Annotated in this window: 19 protein-coding genes and 1 pseudogene; 5 read left to right on the plus strand and 15 right to left on the minus strand. The window is 57.6% G+C overall.

Annotation, left to right across the window (positions count from 1 at the left end):
• Window positions 1-11 precede the first annotated feature (11 nt).
• Together ACZ6J2_RS02650 and ACZ6J2_RS02655 are read left to right on the plus strand one after the other, a co-directional pair.
• Complete coding sequence (locus ACZ6J2_RS02650) at window positions 12-299, plus strand: VF530 family protein (RefSeq protein ID WP_471724707.1); 288 nt, start codon at window positions 12-14, stop codon at window positions 297-299.
• A gap of 7 nt (window positions 300-306) precedes the next feature.
• Window positions 307-1,599, plus strand: a complete 1,293-nt coding sequence (locus tag ACZ6J2_RS02655; RefSeq protein WP_471724708.1) for a glycoside hydrolase family 10-like protein — start codon at window positions 307-309, stop codon at window positions 1,597-1,599.
• Window positions 1,600-1,637: 38 nt separating this feature from the next.
• Here the strand turns inward: ACZ6J2_RS02655 and dsbG are convergent, their stop codons facing one another.
• The 15 genes and pseudogenes from dsbG to ACZ6J2_RS02730 all read right to left on the minus strand — a co-directional run bounded on the left by dsbG (window position 1,638) and on the right by ACZ6J2_RS02730 (window position 19,480).
• Window positions 1,638-2,396 (minus strand): thiol:disulfide interchange protein DsbG, encoded by a 759-nt coding sequence (dsbG, locus tag ACZ6J2_RS02660; RefSeq protein WP_047060912.1) that lies wholly within the window; start codon window positions 2,394-2,396, stop codon window positions 1,638-1,640.
• A 41-nt stretch (window positions 2,397-2,437) separates the two neighbouring features.
• Window positions 2,438-3,049: a DsbA family protein gene (locus ACZ6J2_RS02665; RefSeq protein ID WP_033145606.1), complete on the minus strand. Its 612-nt coding sequence runs from the start codon at window positions 3,047-3,049 to the stop codon at window positions 2,438-2,440.
• Between the two features lie 7 nt (window positions 3,050-3,056).
• Window positions 3,057-5,081: a protein-disulfide reductase DsbD family protein gene (locus ACZ6J2_RS02670; RefSeq protein WP_471724709.1), complete on the minus strand. Its 2,025-nt coding sequence runs from the start codon at window positions 5,079-5,081 to the stop codon at window positions 3,057-3,059.
• 47 nt (window positions 5,082-5,128) lie between these two features.
• The gene (locus tag ACZ6J2_RS02675; protein WP_471724710.1) at window positions 5,129-5,500 is read right to left on the minus strand and encodes a hypothetical protein; all 372 of its coding nucleotides are present in this window, start codon (window positions 5,498-5,500) and stop codon (window positions 5,129-5,131) included.
• 87 nt (window positions 5,501-5,587) lie between these two features.
• The gene (locus ACZ6J2_RS02680; protein WP_471725059.1) at window positions 5,588-6,148 is read right to left on the minus strand and encodes an RNA polymerase sigma factor; all 561 of its coding nucleotides are present in this window, start codon (window positions 6,146-6,148) and stop codon (window positions 5,588-5,590) included.
• 5 nt (window positions 6,149-6,153) lie between these two features.
• On the minus strand, window positions 6,154-6,573 hold the full coding sequence (locus tag ACZ6J2_RS02685) for a hypothetical protein (RefSeq protein WP_048223304.1): 420 nt from the start codon (window positions 6,571-6,573) through the stop codon (window positions 6,154-6,156).
• Between the two features lie 669 nt (window positions 6,574-7,242).
• On the minus strand, window positions 7,243-7,983 hold the full coding sequence (locus ACZ6J2_RS02690) for a toll/interleukin-1 receptor domain-containing protein (protein WP_471724711.1): 741 nt from the start codon (window positions 7,981-7,983) through the stop codon (window positions 7,243-7,245).
• 510 nt (window positions 7,984-8,493) lie between these two features.
• Window positions 8,494-10,044 carry a methyl-accepting chemotaxis protein gene (locus ACZ6J2_RS02695; protein WP_471724712.1) on the minus strand — a complete coding sequence of 517 codons (1,551 nt, stop codon included), beginning with the start codon at window positions 10,042-10,044 and terminating at the stop codon, window positions 8,494-8,496.
• 89 nt (window positions 10,045-10,133) lie between these two features.
• The gene (locus ACZ6J2_RS02700) at window positions 10,134-11,150 is read right to left on the minus strand and encodes a LacI family DNA-binding transcriptional regulator (protein ID WP_193139316.1); all 1,017 of its coding nucleotides are present in this window, start codon (window positions 11,148-11,150) and stop codon (window positions 10,134-10,136) included.
• 28 nt (window positions 11,151-11,178) lie between these two features.
• Window positions 11,179-12,585: a sucrose-6-phosphate hydrolase gene (locus tag ACZ6J2_RS02705; protein ID WP_471724713.1), complete on the minus strand. Its 1,407-nt coding sequence runs from the start codon at window positions 12,583-12,585 to the stop codon at window positions 11,179-11,181.
• On the minus strand, window positions 12,585-13,955 hold the full coding sequence (locus tag ACZ6J2_RS02710; protein ID WP_048974816.1) for a sucrose-specific PTS transporter subunit IIBC: 1,371 nt from the start codon (window positions 13,953-13,955) through the stop codon (window positions 12,585-12,587). Before ACZ6J2_RS02710 ends, ACZ6J2_RS02705 begins: the two co-directional genes overlap by 1 nt.
• A gap of 66 nt (window positions 13,956-14,021) precedes the next feature.
• On the minus strand, window positions 14,022-15,539 hold the full coding sequence (locus ACZ6J2_RS02715; RefSeq protein ID WP_471724714.1) for a carbohydrate porin: 1,518 nt from the start codon (window positions 15,537-15,539) through the stop codon (window positions 14,022-14,024).
• 173 nt (window positions 15,540-15,712) lie between these two features.
• The gene (locus ACZ6J2_RS02720) at window positions 15,713-16,603 is read right to left on the minus strand and encodes an aminoimidazole riboside kinase (protein ID WP_471724715.1); all 891 of its coding nucleotides are present in this window, start codon (window positions 16,601-16,603) and stop codon (window positions 15,713-15,715) included.
• Between the two features lie 88 nt (window positions 16,604-16,691).
• Entirely contained in the window at window positions 16,692-17,903 is a 1,212-nt protein-coding gene (locus ACZ6J2_RS02725; protein ID WP_471724716.1) for a diguanylate phosphodiesterase, read from the minus strand.
• Between the two features lie 96 nt (window positions 17,904-17,999).
• A pseudogene (locus ACZ6J2_RS02730) lies at window positions 18,000-19,480 on the minus strand (alpha/beta hydrolase).
• Window positions 19,481-19,746: 266 nt separating this feature from the next.
• Here ACZ6J2_RS02730 and ACZ6J2_RS02735 point away from each other — a divergent pair.
• The 3 genes from ACZ6J2_RS02735 to ACZ6J2_RS02745 are packed head-to-tail and all read left to right on the plus strand — an operon-like array spanning window position 19,747 to window position 22,737.
• On the plus strand, window positions 19,747-20,601 hold the full coding sequence (locus ACZ6J2_RS02735; RefSeq protein ID WP_029740906.1) for a MurR/RpiR family transcriptional regulator: 855 nt from the start codon (window positions 19,747-19,749) through the stop codon (window positions 20,599-20,601).
• Between the two features lie 12 nt (window positions 20,602-20,613).
• Complete coding sequence (gene ddpX, locus ACZ6J2_RS02740) at window positions 20,614-21,189, plus strand: D-alanyl-D-alanine dipeptidase (RefSeq protein WP_471724717.1); 576 nt, start codon at window positions 20,614-20,616, stop codon at window positions 21,187-21,189.
• Between the two features lie 15 nt (window positions 21,190-21,204).
• Entirely contained in the window at window positions 21,205-22,737 is a 1,533-nt protein-coding gene (locus ACZ6J2_RS02745) for an ABC transporter substrate-binding protein (protein ID WP_471724718.1), read from the plus strand.
• The last annotated feature ends 16 nt before the right edge of the window (window positions 22,738-22,753 follow it).

Below are 22,753 nucleotides of genomic sequence, written 5' to 3' on the forward strand. Positions count from 1 at the left end.
TCCGGACACCTATGACTGCACATATTTCCAAAGATCCTTTGCATGGCGTAACGCTGGAGATGATGGTCAATGCCCTGGTGGCAAAATACGGCTGGAGCGAGCTGGGCGACCGAATCAAAATTAACTGTTTCAGAAAAGATCCCAGCGTTAAATCGAGCCTGAAATTTCTGCGCCGCACCCCGTGGGCGCGCGCGGAAGTCGAAGCCCTGTATCTGGACTCCCTCCACGATGAGGTAAGCACAGAACAGGCGGCGCCCGCCTTTAATCCCTGGGCCAACAGTCGGATTATCAAGAGCTAATACGCAAATGACGCGACACGTAAAACGGATTGGTGCGCTGGCTGCCTGCGCGCTTTTACTTGTGAGCTGCTCCTCCAAACCGCCGAAATCACTGGTTACCCCTCTTCCCACCGCGAGCAAACCGACGCAGCAGGCAAACGAGCCGATGCGCGGGATCTGGCTGGCAACCGTCTCTCGTCTCGACTGGCCGCCGGTAGCCTCGGTGAACGGCCGCAGCGCGGACCAGCGCATCGCGATGCAAAAGCAGGCGCTGACAAGCAAGCTCGACAACCTCAAGCGCCTCGGCATTAACACGGTGTTTTTCCAGGTGAAGCCGGACAGCACGGCCCTCTGGTCATCAAAAATTTTGCCGTGGTCGGATATGCTGACGGGCAACATCGGCGAGTATCCGGGATACGATCCGCTGCAGTTTATGCTGGATGAAGCGCACAAGCGCGGCATGAAGGTGCATGCCTGGTTCAACCCCTACCGCGTGTCGACCAACACCAAACCGTCCACCATCGCCGCCCTGAACCGGACCGCCTATCAGACCCCGTCCAGCGTCTATGTCCAGCACCCTGAGTGGGTGCGCATCTCGGGCGACCGTTTTGTGCTCGACCCCGGTATTCCGGAAGTGCGCGACTGGATAACCAAAGTGGTGACCGAAGTGGTGGCAAACTACGCGGTAGACGGCGTGCAGTTCGATGATTACTTTTACGCCGAATCACCAGGATCAGCGCTCAATGACTCGCAGACCTGGCGGCAGTACGGGCAGGGATTTGCCTCAAAGGCTGACTGGCGTAGACACAACACGCATCAGCTGATCGTCCAGGTTTCCCGCGCGATTAAGCAGACCAGGCCCGACGTTGAGTTTGGCGTCAGCCCGGCGGGCGTGTGGCGTAACCGTTCGTTTGACCCGGCAGGCTCGGACACCCGCGGCGCCGCGGCCTACGATGAATCCTACGCCGATACGCGTCAGTGGGTTCAGCAGGGCCTGCTGGACTATATCGCTCCGCAGATTTACTGGCCCTTCTCCCGGGACGCCGCGCGCTACGACGTGCTGACCAAATGGTGGGCCGACGTCGTGAAGCCGACCCACACTCGCCTGTATATCGGCATTGCGTTCTACAAGGTGGGCGAGCCGTCGAGAAACGAGCCGGACTGGACGGTTCAGGGCGGCGTGCCGGAGCTGAAAAAGCAGCTCGATCTCAACGATTCGCTGCCCAACGTCAACGGCACCATCCTGTTCCGGGAAGATTACCTGAACCAGCCGCAGACCCAGCAGGCGGTGAACTACCTGAAAGGACGCTGGGGAAGCTAAATGCCATCAGCAGAAACGCCCCGTTTCTGCCTGTTTTTTTACGGCTTCGGCCCGAACATCGCCTCAAGCTGCTGCGCATCCGGCATACCGACCACCTGCTGCAGCTCATTTTCCGCATTCAGATAGTAAATGGCCGGCGTGGCGTTAGCGCCCAGGCTGTCCATCAGCGTCTGGTGCTTCTGCAGGATCGCTACCGTTTCGCGGGAAGCCTCGCCCTCTGGCTTCGGTAATTTTTTGCCACCTGAAAGCTCGTATTCGCGCCAGGCCGAAACCGGATCTTTCGCATTCAGAATCGCCGAGGCGTTACGTCCGCTGTTGGGGTTGAGAAACGCCACCAGCAGCGTGTTGAGCTGCACCTTGCCCGCCTTCACCCACGGCTGCGCTTCGGCCCAGAACTGCTTGCAGTACGGACAGAACGGATCGGCGAAGACAAAGACCTTACGCGGGGCGTTATCCGCCCCTTCCTTCAGGGGATGCGCCGCGTTGAGGTTCTTCCACATCTCACGGCCCATCGGGGCGTAGATCTCTTTCTGGAAATAGCCCTCGCTGAGGTTTTTTCCTTTGTCATCGTACAGATAGCCTGAGATGACGTGCTTGCCGTCCGGCGTTAAAAAGAGCGTCACGCCCATGTCCTGATACTGCCCCAGCCAGGCCGGTGCGCCGCCGGGCGCATCCAGCTTCTTGATAATTTTAATGTTCTGCTGCTCGCTGAAGTGCTTCACCACGTCCGGTATGGCTTCAGCCGCCTGCGCCAGCCCTGACGCCGTCAGCGCTGAAAGTAACAGTAATTTTTTCATTTCCCTCTCCGGTTTGTCGGGGGCATTCCGCCCCCTTCAGGTTAGCGGTTTTTCAGTGCGTCACTGACCATTTCGTCGAACTGTTCAAACGGCACCCAGCCGGGCAGCAATCCCTCGCCGATGAGCGTGGCGGGCGTGCCCTGGATCCCCATTTTTTCCGCGACGATCAGGCTGCGCTTGATCGTCATCAGGCTCTCCTCGTCCGGCGTCGCGACGCTCACGCCCGCCCGCTTCTGCGCCTCCTGAATGCTGGCGTCATCGTGGTAGCCCTTCTTCGCCATCAGAGTGTGGTTAAGCTTCATAAACTGCCCGGGCTCCTGACGCCAGAGCGTTAACGCATCGCGCGCGGCGGTCAGCGAACTTTCCGAGCGGAAAGGTAAAAACTTAAAGACTACCGCCACGTCCGGGTGTTTTTCGACGATCTTCTCCAGGTACGGATCGAATTTTTTACAGTACGGACAGTTGTAGTCGGTAAACACCACCAGGGTGAGCTTTGGGTTTTTCGCACCGATGCGCGGGGAGTTTGGATCGTTAAACAGAAAATCATACACCATCTTCTGCGCACGCTGCTCCTGGTCCGGCGTCAGCGGCTGGGCAGCGAACACCTGAACCGGCGCCAGCAGGAGCAGAAGCGTAATAAGGAGTTTTTTCATAATGCGTTTAGCCTTTTGCGTTATTCAGGGTGGCGATCAGAGTGCGCTTGTCCAGCAGCGGCGAGAGGATTTCGCCCTCAGGCAGACCGGGGCCATACGCTGCGTTAAACGGAATGGCGTAACGGTTTCGCTTCGCCAGAAAATCGGCGATAAACGCGGACGGCTGGCTCCAGTCTCCGCGCAGGGCCACCACGTCCGGCTGGCGCAGCGCGGCAATAACGTCCGGCTGATTCAGCACCCGATGCTCGTTAACTTTGCAGGTCACGCACCAGTCCGCCGAGATATCCACGAACACGCGTTTTCCCTGCGCCAGCGCCTGCTGGATGGCCTCCTCGCTGAGCGGTTGCCACGGGATGGTCTGAGCAGCATTTTGTGCCGGAGCGGCAGGCGGCGCGTTAAGCAGCCCGCGCGCCTGATACCCACCAAACGCCGACAGCGCGATCACCACGAGCCAGAACAGCGGTGAGGATTTTTGCCCCTTCAGCGCGAACAGCGCCAGCGCGACGGCGATAAGCACCAGCATCACAATCTGGCTGACCGCCTCGCCCAGATGCACGCTCAACAATGTTGCCAGCCAGAGGCTGGAGGCGAGCATCATCAGGCCCAGAACGACTTTTAGCGTGTTCATCCAGCGGCCGGGTTTCGGCAGCAGCATGGCCGTTTTCGGCACCAGGGCGACAAACAGCCACGGCAGGCTCATGCCCACGCCGAGCATCAGGAAGATCAGCCACAGGGAGTGCAGCGGCGCGCCAAGGGCAAAGGCGACCGCCGTACCGAGGAACGGCGCGGAGCACGGCGTGGCAAGCAGCGTGGCGAACATCCCTTCGCAAAAGCTGCCGCCAATCCCGGATCCTCCTGCCGTCGCCAGCCGTCCCGTGGCGGCGGAAGGCAGCAGCATCTCAAACGCGCCAAACAGGTTCAGCGCAAACAGGAAGGTGACGGCGACCATCAGGCCAATAAACCATGGGTTCTGGAACTGAATGCCCCACCCCAGCGACGCCCCGGCCAGCTTAAGCGCGGTCACCATCCCCGCCAGCAGCATAAAGGAGGTGAGGATCCCGGCGCTGGTGGCCAGAAAGCGCAGCCTGATCGCGCGCCTGTCCGAACCCGCCTGCAGGATGCTGTTAAGCTTCATCCCCATGACCGGCAGCACGCAGGGCATCAGGTTGAGGATCAGCCCGCCCAGCAGCGCAAAGAGCACCATTTTACCCGTCCCTTCAGGCGCGGAGGACGCTGCGGGCGTCGCGCCAACGGTCATGGTGGTTTGCTGCGCGTGACCGCCACTGGTCAGCACAAACGACAGCCTCTTGCCTTCCAGCGAGGCGGGCTTGTCTCCCCATTCGTCGGTCACGGGTACCGTCACCCGAAGGGTATTGCCGTCGTGTTTGATGACCGGCTCGCCGGGAAGAATGTCACCCTCCAGCGGGTCAAAGTAGATCCCCGGATTATCCCACCTCCCGTCCGTCGTGACGGTAATCACCAGCCTGTCGCCAGCGAGCCAGGCGGCAAGATCCGTGGATACGCCTGACGTACCGGGCACGGCGCGCATCGCCTGCTCGAACTCGCTGCTGAAGCCCTCATCTACCGGCTGGGTAAAATCGAGGTGCAGCGGGTAGTCCGTCAGCAGACAGACGTTACTGCACGTCGAGAGCGTGAGCGTCCCGTCGAGCGTGTCGCCCTTCACCCCCTCGAGCGTAATCGGGATAGTGACCTTGTCGTGATAGCCCTGCGTGGTCATGCCGGAGATATCGAAGCGCGACGGGACCGGCCAGGACCAGCTATCCGTCACGCCTTCCGGCCAGCTGATTTTTGGCGCGACGCCGCCCTCGCCCGGCGATCGCCAGTAGGTCTTCCAGCCGGGCTTTAGCTCAACGGTGAGCAGGCCTTTAACGTGCGTTTGTTCCCTCTCCGCCTGAAAGCGGATGCGGGCGTGATCGTTTTGTGGGGAAACCAGCCAGCCGGTGTCTGCCGCATGGACAATGCCGATGCAGGACAGCCACAGGAAGACGAATCCCCTGAAGAGGTTAACCATGTTTTACTCCGTGAACAGTGAAAATTATCGTGTGAGGACGATGATTTTCATTCACGGAAAACGCAGTTTTTAAGGTGTATTCGGGGAGGCGGCGCCTGAACGGGCTGTTCCGCGGGAGCCAATACCCGCCCCTGCGTAAGCAGCTGCAGCAGCGCGAAGAAGATGATAATGGCCGGCAGCGCGCCGTCGAAGAACAGCGGCTGGGCGCAAAGCAGCGAGTGTGCGCCCAGCTGACAGGGCGACGGGCCGGGCTGTTCAGTGGTGCTGCTTTGAGCCGGGGCATCTGCACTCAATGAAATCTGCGGATCCAGTCCCTGTAAAAAATGGTTGAGGTACACCGCGCGCTGCACGAGGCAAAGCGCCATCGCGAGACAGGTGACGATCAAAAGCCATTTTCCGAGGAGCTGACGGTTGCGCATAACGTTCCAGAGTAACAAGACGCCCCGATCATAAACGATAGTGATGAATCTACAAGTGCCGGAAGTGTAAGGTTTTGTCTGTCACCGCTATTCGCCCGTCAGCGCGTCGTAGACGTCCCGCAGCCGCGTGCGCAGAAACAGCACCGCCTTGTGCTTGCGGGATAACAGCGCCTGTTCGCTGGCGCCGGTCTCCTCTGCCAGCATTTTAATGCTGTAGCCGTGGAGTTCGGTCTTTTCAAACGCCTCGCGCTGCGGCGGCGGAAGTTCAGACAGCGCCTGCCCCAGCTCTTCCCACAGCAGCGTTTTGAGGTACTCCTCTTCCGGCGTGTGCGGCACGCCAAACAGGGTTTCGGCCAGCTCGTCCTCCGGGAACCCCTCTTCGTCTTCGCCCGTAAAATAGCCGGAGAGCGACACCTCGCGCTTTTTACGCGCCCGGTCGGTCATCTCGTTACGCGCCGCGCGGAACAGCCAGGCGGCGACGTTTTCGACCGGCTGCTCCACTTTCATCAGCTGATAGGTCACTTCCTGCAAAATGTCGTCGGCATCATCGCGAACGGATGTCCGCCCGCGAATGAAGGCTGTCAGCCGGGCGCGGCAGGCGTTGAGCGCCGACACCAGCATGGATCCGCCCGCCTCCCCGGCTTTCATCTCGCTCACTCTGCGTCCGGCGCTTTTGGCGTGGCGTCGTCGCGCTTATCGTCACGATGGCCGTGCCAGCCGCAGTGGCCGCGACCGTGGCGACCAAACCCTTCACGGCGCTGCTGAATAAACGCCTCACGCTGCTCGGGCGTCATGTTCATCCAGCGCTCGTGCATGCGGCGGTGCGCGCCAAACATCCCCGGACGGAAACCTAACCCGCCAAACAGAATGCGGCTCAGCACCAGAATGCCCAGCGCCTGCCAGAATCCAATGGCCTTAACGCCGAGGATGGCCGGGAGCAAGGCGTTCCACAGGGTCATCACCAGCAGGCCAAGCACGATGAAAATTACCGCGCCGATGACTAAGCCCTTGCCCATACGGTGGCGACCGAATCCGCGCCCGTGACCTCTGCCGTGCAGTTCAAAATCTCTCATGGTGTTTACCTCGTTTACAGTAACTGATTATGGCTTGTGATGAGGTAGACGGATGAGGGAGGGAAATATTGCTGGGGTAATAAAAATTTTTGGGCTGACGATTTTGGACTCATAGCGATAACGGCTGGCGGGCGCTATGAGTCGCTTGCAGGCAAATCATCTCGTACGAAGAATTCGCTTAACCAGTGCGATAGCAATTACGGCCAGTATGATTGACAACACTGCCAGTATGATTGACAACACTGCCAGGAAGATGAGCAAGGACAATAGTGGATTTAACAAGCCACCTAAACTGGTGAAGTCGCTGATACGGCCAAGTTGCTCGGACGTGCATACACGCAAAATGATCTCAGGAATAATAAGCAAAAATATAATGACGGTCAGGACATAAACCAGAGCACTCTTGCGCTTTCCCATTTTCGATGTTGCCCCTTTCTCAAACATGATCAATGATAATAAAAATGATATTCAAGGTTAAATAAAACAGCATATAAACACGAAGAAAGATCACGCATATAATTTTATAAAAAGTCAACTGGATGAATACGGTTATTTTAAACCCATATATTAATAATGTAAACTACAAAGCCCCGCAGTTGCAGGGCCAATTCAATTAAACAACTGAATGTAAAGCCGAGAAAAATGTTTTACCTTTAAGCATTCAACAATTTAGCCCACGAGTTTATTAATTACTGCATAATGCTTTCCTTTCGCTGTAAGTCTAACATCATTGTCAGAATCTTGAGTAAGTAGCCCTAATGACTTCGCTTCTTCGATATATACATCCAACATAATGCGAGAAATAGTCGAGTGTGTGACCAAAAGATCATATCTAATATAATCTTGGGTATGCCCCTCATACATTGGAATAATTTGTTTCATTATTTCAAGAACCCCATCACCTGTACGGTTAGGGGTAGTCATCGAAACAGGTGCAAAGGGATTGTTTGATATTGGAGGCTTTTCATATAAAGGGGCATTATGTAATGTCCTGATAAGTTCATCAAAAGAAAATTCATATTGGTCTGGAAGCGAAAAATCTAAGAATATTTTTGTCCTTAAAAAAGTTGGAACATCGTGACTTCCACTTTGCCTTATTAGTGGAATGACTTTTTCTGAGTCTATCGCCTTCAATAAATCAGCAGTGACGATCATTTTTTCGTATCCCACCCCTCCAGCACCCGAATTTGCTTTTTCAACATATTTATCAGTGCAAACCATAAGGATACGGTCAGCGGAACGTAAACCTCTCTCCATAAAATGGGTAAGATCACCTCCAGGTTTTAAATCCCACTGATCAAGAATAGCATCAACTCCATTATTTCGAAGTCGAGTAGCTAGATCCAGAACCCATTTTTTATGTTCTTGTGTATCGTGCGAATAAGAAACGAATACTTTGGGCGACGACATTGCTTTTCCTTTTGCATTTTCCAACATTCTATCAGACTAATATCACAGTCTGACACCTAAGAAAAATATGTATTTAAAGACTTATAAATTTTTATCAATCTAATGATTGTAAAACCTAAACACAAGATTATGCAACAAGATGAATAAAATAATATTAGTCATTGATAATTAAAGTAAATATTACGACCCCATACAGAAATTGCAATTTATCTGAACCGCTGCACTTATTGTTAACCTAATGTTGTTGTGTGTTGTGTGTTGTGTGTTGTGATGCTTGTGCAACCGAACCTTGCTATAGGAAGAACAACGCAAGAACTTCGGTAGCGACAAACACGCCACTGCTATTAATGTTTGTGCACTATGACTACTCTTTGTTGTTGTCAAAGAATAGTAATGATTCGCTTCGTTCAAATGTCGATGCGGCAGAATAAAAACATGCAATGTGATCCAGCGCAGCTTTCTAGATATACCAGTTACAAAAAGGCCCCCTAGGGAGCCTCCCACCATCTATCAAGCCTGCACCGGCAACCTAAAACTCGAAATACTCCGCGAAAGCTGCTGCGCCTGCTCTTCCAGGGATGCCGCTGCCGCGGCGGACTGCTGCACCAGCGCGGCGTTCTGCTGGGTCACGCCATCCATCTCGGTCACCGCCTGGCCGACCTGGCTGATCCCGCGGCTCTGCTCTTCGGAGGCGACGGAGATCTGCTCCATCAGCGTATTCACTTTATTCACCGATGAAATAATCGAGTCAATCACCTCCCCCGAGCGGCTGACCAGCTCCGCACCGTTTTTCACGCTGGAGACCGACTGCGCAATCAGGCTTTCGATGTCCTTAGCCGCCACGGCGCTTTTCTGCGCCAGGGTGCGCACTTCGCTGGCCACCACCGCAAAGCCGCGTCCCTGCGTGCCGGCGCGCGCCGCTTCAACCGCCGCGTTCAGCGCCAGAATGTTGGTCTGGAAGGCGATGCTGTTAATCACGCTGGTAATGTCTTCGATGCGCTTTGAGTTCGCCGCGATGGTATTCATCGTGTCGATGACTTCACGGGTCACCGCTTCACCGGTGTGGGCATTTTTCACCGCGTCCTGCACCAGTTTTCCGGCCTGGTAAACGTTATCGGTATTGTTCGCCACCGTCGCGCTCAGCTCTTCCATGCTGGCCGCCGTCTGGGTTAAGGCGGAAGCCTGCTGCTCGGTGCGTGACGCCAGGTCGATATTCCCGGAGGCAATCTCCTGCGCCGCGTGCGTTACGGTATGGCTCGCATCGCGCACCTGGGCGATGGTCGCCAGCAGAGCCTGACGCATCTGCTCCATCGAGCCCATCAGATGGTCGATTTCGTTGCCTGAACTCCCCTTCACCGGCACAGGAACGTCCAGCTTGCCTGCCGCAATCTGGCTGCAGTGCTCGCGCGCCAGGTTAACTGGCGCAAAGACAAAGCGCTTCATCAGCAGGCTGACGGCGACAATCACCACCACAAACAGGCTGGCGATAGCGGCAATGATCGCCAGGCCAGAGACGAAATTGCTGCTCGCATCTTCATTCAGGCTTTTGGCGTATTTCTGGTGGACGGAAAGGACCTGGTCGAGAACGATCTCGTACTGACGGTCAAGACGGGAGACTTCCGGGATCAGCGCGTTAAATTTGGTCACATCGTGCGCCTCGGCGGCATCGATCAGCGGCGCCAGCCCCTGGTTGCGGTAATTTTGCCAGGCGTCCTGATAGGCAGTGACCAGCGGTGCTTCATCCGTCAGACGCGGCGAAGCCATAAAGGCCGCAAAGGCGTGGTCCGCTTTGGTCAGCGCCTCCTTCACGGCGGTTAGCTTTGCAGCCCCGTCCGCCGAGTTGCCCGCTTCCACCATCTTCACATACTCCATCACCCGCACGCGCAGCGTACGGCTGTGGTTGATGGGGTCAATAATGGACAGCACAACCTGGATCTCTTTGTTGACGTTATCCAGCGAATTATTACTTTTTATGATGAGGCCAACGCTGGTGACGGTGCTGACAACAAAGAAGAAAAGCAGCGAGAACAGGACGATCAGGGACGACTTTTTCAACGACATAAACCAATACCTCAAGGAGAATTATTCCTTATGGTTATCGGCCATTCCAAAACTTAAATTAATTAAAGTTATTGAAGTATCGAACCGGGCTATTTCGCTGACTTATAGCGTCGCTGCAGGGTGGCATTGAGCTTGCGCTGCAACGGCTGCGGCGTCTCCCCTTCGATCAATTTGCTAATCAAATCAAAGCAATGCCACGCCAGCTGGCGGTTATCCTGACGAATGGTATCCACCGGGATCGTCAGCGAATCGTAGAGATAATGATCGTCAAAACTGGCTAACCTGATATCACTTTGCAACAGGTTGTGCTGGCCCATATAGCGCAGCACCCCTTCCAGCAGCCCGCAGGCGGCGGCGAACAGCGCTTTCGGCGGACGCCCCAGACGGGCGCAGAGTTCAGCAAACATCTCGTAACCGGAGCTCGGGTGATAGTTGCCGTGAATGATCCACTCGGGACGCAGCTCCACGCCGGCCTCTCGCAGACCTTGCTTAAACCCTTCCAGACGATCGCGCGTCGGAGAAAGGCGCGGCTGGCCGCCGAGAAAATAGAATTCATCAGGATGCTGGCGCGCAATGTCGGCCACCAGTTCCGCCGTCGGGGTAATGGAGTCGGTGATCACCAGCGGCAGCGCGCTGTCGTTGATGTGGCGGTCAAACAGGACAACGGGCAGCTGCTCGCTCAGCTTGTGGTAGTCCGCATCGTTAAGCATGCTGGAGGCCACAATCAGCCCGTCCACCTGACGCGCCACCATGTTGTTCACCACCACCGTCTCCTGCCCCGGGTTTTCATCGCTGCAGGAGATCAGCAGCTGAACCCCCGCCTCGCGGCACAGCGTTTCCAGCTCGTGAGAAAACACGGCAAAACCGTAGTTGGTGATCTCCGGAACCACCAGACCAACGGTGTGGCTGCGGTTATCGCGCAGCGACCGGGCGTGAATGCTGGGCTGATAGTGGTGCTCTTTTGCAATTGCCAGCACGCGCTCGCGCGTCTCTTCCGCCACGCGAAGCTCTTTGCTGCGCCCGTTCAGGACCAGGCTGGCGGTAGCTTTTGACACACCCGCCAGCTCCGCGATGTCTTTAATGGTGACGCGTTTTGTTTTTCTCACAACGACTTAGATCCGGCTGCCAAAACCCTCATTCTATCATGCAGGCGCGCAGCGACCAGTAGCGTAATGTGATATCGGACGCACCTTCGAATCGCAGCCGGGCCGGATGGTCAGGAAAATAGCGGCTGCTCATCACCCCTTCACCGTGATTGATGAAGATTTCAACGCTGGAGCGGTCGCAGAGAACGCGTAAATGAGTGACGTCGCCCTGCCAGTAGCGGGTCAGCGTTTCACCGGTTTTCAGGCTCGCGCGTTCAAGACGTATGCCCTGCTCATTGACCCTGAGACGCAGCGCGCCGCCAAAATCGACATTCACCTGCGATGCGCCCAGCTCAAACTCCAGGCGCGTCGCGTCCAGGTCCGGCGCCTCGCTGGCGCGCCCCTGCCAGCGCTGCTCATCTTCACGCAGCGCCGCCAGCTCGCGCGCCGGGGTCTGCCAGAGCCTGCCGTCGCGATAGCGTAATTCGCGCGGACAGGTCATCTGATGCATCCAGCCGTGCGCCCGGGTTGGCTGAAGCATCTCTTCCCCGTCAGGTACGCCCATCCAGCCGATCAGAATGCGTCGACCGTCTTCCGCCAGCGTCGTTTGCGGAGCGTAAAACTCAAAGCCCGCGTCCAGCTCGTGCAGATCGCCGTGATCGAACGCGGCGTTTGCATAGTCAAACGCCCCGCTCATCCAGGTCGCCGGATAGGTGTTGAGATAGCGATGCGGCTCGCGCGCCAGCCCCTGCGGACAGCTAATCAGGATGTGCGTTCCGTCGAGGGCGAACAGGTCCGGACACTCCCACATATACCCCGCATCCGTCAGGCCGTTAACCCCGTGACCGGCGATTTCCCCGCAGGACGCCCAGGCGTGCAAATCGGCTGACTTAAACAGCAGTACCTTGCCCCGCTTTTGCAGATCCTGCGCGCCGAGCACCATGTACCACTCCCCGTCGTGCTGCCACACCTTCGGGTCGCGCACGTGGCCGGTGTAGCCTTCCGGCAGCGCCAGCACCGGCCCCAGCTTCTTAAAGGTTCCGTCCGGCTGTTCCACGGCGAGGCACTGCCAGGCCGTGCGGCTGCCGTCATCGAACTTGACGTTGCCGGTATAGCACAGGGTTAAAACGCCATCGTTATCCACGGCGCTACCGGAGTAGCAGCCGTTGCGGTCATACGCTTCATCCGGCATCAGCGCCAGCGGCTCGTGCTGCCAGTGCACCAGGTCCGCTGAGCTCCAGTGCCCCCAGCATTTAAACCGATGCTCGCAGTCCAGCGGGTTCCACTGATAGAACAGGTGGTAGCGGCCGGCAAACCAGATAAACCCGTTGGGATCGTTCATCAGCCCCGTCACCGGCGCGGGGTGCCACTGCGGATAGTGGCTATCCGCCAGCGCCCGCGGCTGACCTTTCATAACGGCCTGCAGGATCGCAGGCCAGCGGGAAGGTAACGTCATTATTCAGAGTCCGTTTTATATTTCAGCAGCAGTGAGACGGTAAACGCCACGCCGAAGGCAATCACCATACCGATAATATAGTTGAGCAGCGAGCTGGCCTGCACGATGGCCATGCCCGGAATAGCGGTCAACCCAACGGCGGTCATATAAACATGAACAGACACCACCCAGGCCCCGCCCACCGCGCCGCCGATCAGCGCGGCGATAAACGGCTTAACAAAGCGCAGGTTAATACCAAAAATGGCCGCTTCGGTGATGCCCAGCATCGCAGAGAACGCAGACGGTAAGGTAATGGCTTTGATTTTGGCATCTTTGGTTTTGAACCAAACCGCCAGACAGGCGCCGCCCTGCGCCACGTTCGCCATGGCCCAAATCGGCAGCAGGAAGTTAACGCCAATCGACGGGTTGCCCAGCAGCCCGGCTTCGATCGCGTGGAAGCTGTGGTGAATACCGGTGATCACAATCACCGAGTAAAGCCCGCCGAACAGCAGCCCGGCCAGCCAGCCCGCGTGTTCAATTAACGTGCTCAGGATAAAGGAGATGCCGTCGCCCAGCGCGCGCCCCGCCGGGCCGATAATCAGCAAGGCGATAAAGCCGGAGATAACGACGGTGAGGAACGGCGTCAGGATCAGATCTAACGCGTCCGGGATCGCGCGGCGCAGGTTTTTCTCCACGATGCTCATAAACCAGACGGCCAGCAGCACCGGGAACACCGTGCCCTGATAGCCAATCATCGCAATCTCAAGGCCGAAGAAGTTCATGGTGTGGAAGCCGGACGCCACGCCCCAGGCGTTGGTCAGCGCCGGGTGGGTCAGAATGCCGCCCAGCGTCGCGCCGAGATACGGGTTACCGCCAAATTCCCGCGCGGCGGTAAAGCCGATCAGAATAGGCAGAATGATAAACGCCGCGGAGCTGCACATGTCCAGCATGATGTAGATGGCGTTATCCGCATTGACCCAGCCGTAGGTTTTCACCATGCCGAGCAGGCCCATCAGCAGGCCGGATGCCACAATCGCGGGAATGATCGGGACAAAGATGTTGGAAAGCAAACGGGCAATGCGCTGGAACGGGTTCAGCTTGCGCGCCGCCAGGTCCGCGGCCTCCGATTTACTGGATTCGCTAATCCCCGCCGCCTGAATAAACGCGGCGTAGACCTTATTGACCACGCCCGTGCCAAAAATCACCTGCATCTGTCCGGCGTTACGAAAACAGCCTTTTACGCCGTCGACCTTGCCGATCGCCTGCTGATCGGCAAGCGCGTCATCGACCAGCACCAGACGAAGACGCGTTGCGCAGTGCGCCGCGCTGGCGATATTTTCCTTGCCACCGAGCAGCGGAATAAGCTCGCGGGCGATTTGATTAAAATCCATAGATACCTCTGCCTGACTTCTTTTTATGATGTGCGAAACGCTCCCGCCGGGCGGGAGCGTGATGGGTTAAAACCAGGTTTCCATCTGGACCCCAAAGTTCCATTCCCCGCCGGCGTTGAAGCCGCTGCTGCCAAAGGCATCATCGCTGGCGTAATGATCCAGTTTGCTGCTCCAGTCCATCCAGGTGGCAAACAGGCGCAGCTCCGGACGGCTGAAGAAATCGCCGATTTTGCTCGCTTTTAACGTCGGCGCAAAGGTCAGCTTGTAGAAACTGCCGTTGACGGCGTTGCGATCCTTATAGCCTTCCGGATTTAAATCCATGTACTGATAGCTTCCCTCAAACGCCAGGGCGAAGTTCTGCGTCACCTCTTTAATCAGGCGGGTGTTAAGCGTCACCCACTCATAGCTATCGCCCTTGACGTAGCGATCTTTACTGCTCTGCGCCAGTACGGCGGGAGCAACGCTCCAGCCGCCGCCGATCGGCGTGACACCGTAACTTGCGAAGCGCCAGGTATCCGCCTCAGACAGCAGCGCGCCGTCGGAACCGATGCTTTTCACTTCCGCACCCAGCCCGTGACCGTACAGCAGCGCCGTTTTGGCTGTCCCTTCCCGCAGGCCGTAGAAGCTCTCGTTGTGCAACCCGACCAGTGCATGAACGCCGGTATTGGCGGCGTCGGTTTTGATGAGATCGCCGTTGGTGTCTTTACGGTCGTCGTTATCCTTCGCACGCAGGCCGCTCACCATCAGCTGGAACGGTCCGGCGAAGTGGTTCATGCTGAGAATATAGTTCTGAACGTTATTGTCGGTCTGCTCCACGCTGCCGAAGTTGCGGCCGTAAATGGAGAAGTTGCTGCGCAGCGAATCGTTCCATTTCACGTCGTAGACGCCGCCGCCGGTACCGGCCAGGAACACCACGTCGGAGTCCAGCCAGTGAATATCAAAGTTGTCGCGGTCGAAGCGTTTACCCGCCCAGAAGGTGCTGCCCTTCAGCGCGCCGGTAAAATCAGGCAGGTTGCCCAGCTCCGCGAAGGCCTGGCGAATATTGAGATCGCTGGTATCGGCTGACCAGTCGTTATAGGTTCTCTGACCGTCGGCCAGCATCGCTTTGAAGCGCGTGGTGGCCCCGTTATCCAGAGTTTGCTTGTGCTCCAGGTTCAGCTCGACGTAGGTGTCGGCTTCGTTACCCAGACGCCCTACCGCGCCGCCGGTTTCACCGGCCGGGGTCAGATAAGGACCGCTTTTGCTGCTGGAGGCCGCATCGTTCATCAGAAGGCCCGAACGGGCGTAGCCGTGGAACTCAAACCCGCTGCTTTGATCCGCCTTCTTCTCCAGCGCGGTAGTGCGCTGCGCCACCGCCTGGGCTGTCGTTTGCGTCTGCTGCTGCGCGGCAACCAGCTGCTGCGTTTTTTGTTCCGCATCGGTGGCGCGTTTTTCAGCCACCTGCGCACGCGTTTCCGCAGCCTGGAGGCGCTGCTCCATCGCGGCAAGACGCGCTTCGATACTTGCCATATCCGTCTGGGCAAAAACAGAGGTACTTCCGGCCAGCATGCCTATCATCACGGCAAGTCTGCGTTTTTTATACATTTTGTCGCATCCCTAAAAGAAGTCATTAAACGTGCTAAATTGCTAAACCGGTTTAGGTTGCTGATACTAAACCTCTGAATTTTGGATCGGCAATCTTTTTTGCTAAACCGTTTTAGTAAGTGTGATCGAGGCGACAATTCAGGCCGCCGAATGGCGGCCAGTGAAGGAAGGAATTACAGATCGTGCTGCCAAGGCAATGCGGTCATTGCCCCTTTGGCCGTGGTGGCTAAAGCGCCGCAGCGCTGGGCTAAGGCGATGACCGGCGTCAGATCCTGCCCGGCGGCCAGCCCGTAGAGCAGTCCGGCGACGAAGGCATCGCCCGCGCCGGTGGTATCGACGCACTCAACGGGCGTTGCCGGATAGTGCTCCAAGGCGCCGTCATGCCAGGCGATCACCCCCTCTTTTCCCTGGGTGACCAGCACCAGACGCGCCGGACAGCGCGCCATCAGCGCGTTCAGACCGACGTTAACCTCTACATTTCCGGTTAAAAACGCCAGCTCTTCGACGGAGAGTTTCACCACGTCGGCGCTCTGCAGGGCCTGTTCCAGGCAGCGACGCAGCTCGTTCTCATCCGGCCAGAGATCCGGGCGAATATTGGGGTCGAAGCTGACGTAACCGCCCGCCTCGCGAATGGCGGCCATCGCCTCAAACGTCGCAGAACGGCTCGGCTCTGCGCTTAATGCGATGGAACAGACGTGAAGCCACTCTCCGGCGCTGAACGTCGGCAGATCGGCGGATTCGAGAAACAGATCGGCGCTCGGGCGCACCATAAAGGTAAACGAGCGTTCGCCATGGTGATCCAGATCGACCACCACCGTTGAGGTGCGGTGCGCCGGGTCAAGGCGCAAAAACTTCACGTCGACCTTTTCGTCAGCAAGAGTTTTCGCCATAAAGCGCCCGAAGGGATCGTCGCCAACCCTGCCGATAAAGGCGCTCTGGCCGCCCAGCCGGGCAATACCGACCGCAACGTTTGCCGGTGCGCCGCCGGGACACTGCAGCAATCTGCCTTCTCCATCGGGCAGCAAATCCACCACCGCATCGCCAAGTACCCAGATTTTTTTCATGTGATCCTCTTAGCTAAACCATGTTAAACCGTTTTAGCTATTTAAGCACAGGCAGGATGAAGGGGAAATAACGCGGGAGGAAAATTGGCTAACGCACCAGATGCGGCCAGTGAATATTACCGACGCCATTAAGCTGCGGGCGGGCAAACAGAAAGCCCTGGAAACGCCGGATCCCGGCAGACTCGAGCCAGCACCACTCCTCTATCTTCTCGATCCCTTCGGCCACAAGGGTAATTTCGAGATCGGAGCAACAGCTGACGATGGAGCGCACAATCGCCTGCTTCGGGCCGCTGAGGTGGATATCGCTGACTATCTCCCGGTCGATCTTAATTTTGTCCGGCTGGAAGCGAGTCAGCAGCGAAAGACCGGCATAGCCGGAACCGAAATCATCGATCGCCAGGCCAATCCCCTCACCGCGAAGCTGCTTAATGGCGCTATTAAACTGGTTGAAGCCGGAGATCATCTCGTTTTCCGTCACTTCAATGACTACCTGCTCCGGCTGAAGGCCATGTTTTTTTATCTCGCTGACCAGAAATTCCACGGCGTTGGGGACATTCACCAGCGACATCGGCAGCAGGTTTACCGCAATCTTATGGCTGCCAATCCCCAGCTTTTCGGCCAGCGCGAAGGCATACGCTTTCGTCTGGAGATCGACTTCGTAGATTTTGTCCGGGTCGAGGGCGCTGAAGAAATGCTCCGGGCTGCCGCCTTCGTTGCCGCGAATAAGGGCTTCAAGCGAACTGATCTTCCCTTCCGAGGGCTCAACGATGGGCTGGAGCGCAAACTGACAGGTTTGGTTGGCCATCAGACCCAGGTGTTCGCCAAAGGGCAACGCCTCGGGTGAAAGCGTCCATTTTTCAGGTACGTAGCGTGTACCCGACAGGGCCGGACGTTTGCCCGTGATAAACGTCTGGATAAATTTGAACACCCGGTCATCGGATGTGAGATAGCTGTCCAGCTTGCTGTAATTCAGAACCGACTGCAGCACCTCTTTCGGTGACTGCGTCTGCAGATCGAACAGCAGCATACCGACGTTTTCAAAGCGTCTGCGCGGGCCATAGTCCCGCATCAGCTCTACCACTCCACTGTGCCGCTTGTCGTCACGGATTTTATGGAACAGCTTAAGCACGCTCTCTTCCGACCCTTCGAGTATTTGCAGCACGTCACTGCCTTTTGCAAGCAGAACCCCGGTGATATTCAGATTGGCATTGCGGATCCGGGCGCGCTCCACCAGCTCCCTCAGCGCGGAGGGCTGACAGGATAAATTCAACTGGCTTTGGTAGATCAGAGTCGTCAGCACAAAAATGGGTTCCGATGAGAAAGAGAGGTGCCTTGAAGCTACTATTTAACATACTTAATCAATGCGACCTAACATATTCACACCACAGGGGGAACGTTACTTTTCCCCGTTGCCAATTCGGCTGTCAATCCTCTCCTGCATATAGTCGTAAAACGGGTTCGAGGTGACCCGCATCAGCGCCTCTTTCCCGACACTCAACACGGAGGTTTCGCCCCAGAGCGCAATGGTCCCCAGGCTGATGCCGTAGCGGTTTTTCACCCCAGGCTCACGGCCATAGAGATCGTCATCCGGCGGGAACGGCACCGCAATATGCGACAGGGAATAGACATCCTGCGGCCAGGCCTGCGCAAGCGGCACGACCGTCTCCCGGGTGCTGCCTGCCGGAGTGATTTTCGCCACCGTCGAGACGCTGTGCTCGCTGGCATTGGTAATAATCGTGACACCGTAACGCCTCTGCGCAACCGGCAGCAGCGCCGAAGTTGCCGTCCACGACGACGGTTTGAACAGCGGACGGAAGCTGGCTGCCTGATTGATATCAAACACCACCAGCTCGCTGCCGTTTGCCGGAAGCTGGTCAAACAGGCCGGTCACCACCGCGCGGGTGCTGACCGTGGAATCCATGACCGACTGGAACCCCAGGATCGGCGGCAAATTCGCCAGCCTGTTCTCCCGCGCCTCGCGGCCGATTTGCTCCTGCAGGGCCTTCGTCAGAAGCCATGACTGGCGGGCGGCGTTCACCGGGAACGAGTTATATTTGTACGGGTTATATTCCGGAGAGATATTCAGCCACGCCGCTTTGGCAAACGCCGGCAGCAGCGCCGGTAACCCGGCGAAACCGGCAAAGCGCGCAAAGGCCGTCACGCCGATCATCGGTGAGAGCAGTATCACCTGCTGCGGTTTACGCAGCGAAGGCGCGTCCAGCGCATCGAGGGCATATTTCATCGCCAGCGCCCCGCCGTTGGAGTAGCCCACCAGATGCAGAGGCGCAGCCTCGCCCGCCAGACGCGTGGCTTCCCGCACCGCAAGACGCGTCGCCGCGAGCCACATCTCCCAGTCAACGTCCGTCAGCGCGCCGGGCGCGGTGCCGTGCCCGGGCAGGCGCGGGACCACGGCCACAAAGCCGTGCTGTTGATAGTTCACGGCAAGGCGTCGGACGCTGTAGGGCGAGTCCGTCAGACCGTGCAGCAGCACCACCGCGCGCGCGGCTTTCCGGCAGGCATCAGCACAAAGGAGCGGTTGGCATCGGGCGTAAACTGTCCCGGCCATACCAGGCTCTGGCGATAATAGCGGTTTAACGGCGTGCGTTCCTCGCCCTCTGTTTTCGCCGTCACCGCATTTTCAAGATCGGCGAAAATGGCGTTTTCTCGGGCGATATACCGGGCAAAATCGGCGTTATCCATCTCGCGCACTGACATCTCATCGGCCCGCCAGGTATGCCAGAGGTGCAGTTCCGGTCCCTGCTGCGAGAGATAGACCCGCACCGCCAGCAGGACGACCAGTACGATCCCGACGACCATCCCTATTTTCTTTGCAAGCGCCATCAGGCGCACGCTGACTCGCCAGGGCAGATTTGCCATGCCGGGATCCCTTTTATATTCACAGTACATCTATCTTATCAAAAATGTGAACGGACTGACGTATTCACCAAATTCATACCTGCCGCGTCAGACAGTGCACCAAAAGTGAACTACGATGCACAAATGTTGATCATTGGTTAAGCAAATATTGCATGAAGTTTACTGCACAGCGGGTTACACCCGTCCTGTGAACATGGCACGCGTCATGCATTGTTAACCCGGTAACAAAAATTCGGCCTTTGACAGCCTGTTAACAGCGAGGCGGTATGACGACGAAACCTGAGATGTTGAGCCGTATCGAAGCAACGTTCAGCCAGCTCACGCCCAGCGAAAAGCGGGTCGGAAGCTGGCTGCTGGCGCACGCCGCGCAAATCCCGTTTGAAACGGCGGAGAGCATCGGTCAGGCAAGCGGGACCAGCGGAATTACCGTCGGACGCTTCCTGCGCAAGCTGGGGTATCGCAACCTGGAAGATGCCAAAAAGAGCCTGCGCGATCCGTATCAGCCCTGGGGCATGAACGAGCGGCTGGACTCGTGGCAGCAGCAGCGCCCCCTGTCCAGCCGCCTTCAGCATGCCCTGTCGCTGGAAGTGGATGCCATCACGCAGGTGTACCAGCTGGCGCAAACGGACGCCTTCCGTCAGGTGGTGCACAACCTCGCCCACGCCGACGCGGTGTTTGTGCTGGGGATCCAGTCCACGCGCGGGATTGCCAACGCCTTCTTCAGCCACCTCGAGTACCTCCGCCCGCGCGTGAGCTATTCGGAGGGCGCTTCCGGCAGCTGGGTGGAATCCCTCAACTCGGGGTTTTCGCACCCGTACGTCGTGCTGACCGACACGCGCACCTACTCTGCGATGGCCCGTCAGTACTGCCGCGTCGCCAGCGAGAAAGGCATTCCGCTGGCCTTAATCACCGACATCTGGTGCCCGTGGGCGCGGGATTACCCGATGGATTTACTGCAGGTGAAAACCGATACCGGTCACTTCTGGGATTCACTTGCCCCCGTGAGCTGTCTGTTCAACCTGCTGCTGTCGGGCGTGGTGGAAGCGCTGGGTGATGCGCTCCCGGCGCGTCTGGCGGTAAACCGGCAATTACAACAAGAGTTTGGTCAATTCGAACGCTAAAGGAGCGGAGCTATGCCCGAAGAGAGTGAACTGATTGATGTGGCGAAGACGTTTCCCACGCTGCATATCGATCTGAAGTACGCCACCGCCGACAACATCACCGGCCGCCCGATCTATCAGGAGTCGCTGTGCCTGCTGCATACCGACGCGGCCACCGCGCTGGCAAAAGCCATCAGCATTGCCTCGCTGGCCGGGCTGAAGCTGGTGGTGTACGACGCCTATCGGCCGCAGCAGGCGCAGGCTCAGCTGTGGGATGCCTGCCCTAACCCGGAATACGTGGTCGACGTGGCGATTGGCTCCAATCACAGCCGCGGTACGGCCATCGACGTCACCCTGATGGATGAATATAACGCCGTGCTGGATATGGGGGCCGGTTTTGACGAAATGCACGACCGCTCGCATCCGTATCACCCCTCCGTGCCGCCGCACGCCCAGCGCAACCGTCTGCTGTTGAACGCCATCATGTTCGGCGGTGGTTTTGTGGGTATCAGCAGCGAATGGTGGCACTTCGAACTGCCGAACGCCGCCAGCTACCCGCTGCTTGACGACCGTTTTGCCTGTTTTCCCCTGACGCACACTTCTCTCTAAACCTGGAGCACTGCCATGAAAACATCGCTTCTCTCGACGCTGATCGCCGCCACGCTGGCCCTGAGCGCACCGCTGGCGCTGGCTGCCGTCCCGAAAGATATGCTGGCGATCGGTAAAGCCGCCGACCCGCAAACGCTCGATCCTGCCATCACCATTGATAACAACGACTGGACCGTCACCTATCCGTCCTACCAGCGTCTGGTCAAGTACAAGCCAGGCTCTACCGAGGTGGAAGGCGATCTGTCGACGGGCTGGAAGGCGTCTGAAGACCAGAAAGAGTGGACCTTTACCCTGGCGGATAACGCGAAATTCTCCGACGGCACGCCGGTCACCGCCGAGGCGGTAAAGCTCTCCTTTGAGCGCCTGCTGAAGCTCGGCCAGGGGCCGTCTGAAGCCTTCCCGAAAGATCTGAAAGTTGATGCCGTCGATGACCATACGGTGAAGTTCACCCTCAGCCAGCCCTTCGCGCCTTTCCTCTACACGCTGGCAAACGACGGGGCGTCCATCATTAACCCGGCGGTGCTGAAGGCCAACGCGGCGGACGATGCGCGCGGTTTTCTGGCGCAAAACACCGCCGGTTCCGGGCCGTTTATGCTGAAAAGCTGGCAGAAAGGCCAGCAGCTGATCCTGGTGCCTAACCCCCACTGGCAGGGTGAAAAGCCGCACTTTAAGCGCGTATCGGTGAAAATTATCGGTGAGAGCGCCTCGCGCCGACTGCAGCTTTCCCGCGGCGATCTGGACATTGCCGACTCCCTGCCGGTCGATCAGCTTGCGGCCCTGAAGCAGGAAGGTAAAGTCGCCGTCGCGGAATACCCGTCCCTGCGCGTGACTTACCTCTATCTCAACAACAGCAAAGCGCCGCTCAATCAGGTGGATTTACGCCGGGCCATCTCCTGGGCGACGGATTACCAGGGGATGGTGAAAGGCATTCTGAGCGGCAACGGCAAGCAGATGCGCGGCCCGATCCCGGAAGGCATGTGGGGCTTTGACGCCACGGCAATGCAGTACAGCTTCGACGAGGCCAAAGCCAAAGCGGCGCTGGAGAAGGTAAAAGACAAACCCGCCAGCCTGACCTTCCTCTACTCGGACAACGATCCGAACTGGGAGCCTATCGCCCTCTCCACTCAGGCCAGCCTCGGCAAGATCGGCATTAGCGTCAAGCTGGAAAAACTGGCCAACGCCACCATGCGCGACCGCGTCGGAAAAGGCGATTACGACATTGCCATCGGCAACTGGAGCCCGGACTTTGCCGACCCGTACATGTTCATGAACTACTGGTTCGAATCGGACAAAAAAGGGCTGCCGGGCAACCGCTCGTTCTATGAGAACAAAGAGGTTGATTCGCTGCTGCAGGCCGCGCTGAAAACCACCGACCAGGCGGAACGCACCAAAGATTACCAGCAGGCGCAAAAGGTGGTTATCGACGAGGCGGCCTACGTTTATCTGTTCCAGAAAAACTACCAGCTGGCGATGAACAAAGAGGTCAAAGGCTTCACCTTTAATCCGATGCTCGAGCAGGTGTTCAACATCGCCACCATGAGCAAATAACGGTTCTCGCCGGGGG

The sequence above is a fragment of the Enterobacter sp. E14S genome, from assembly GCF_055666685.1.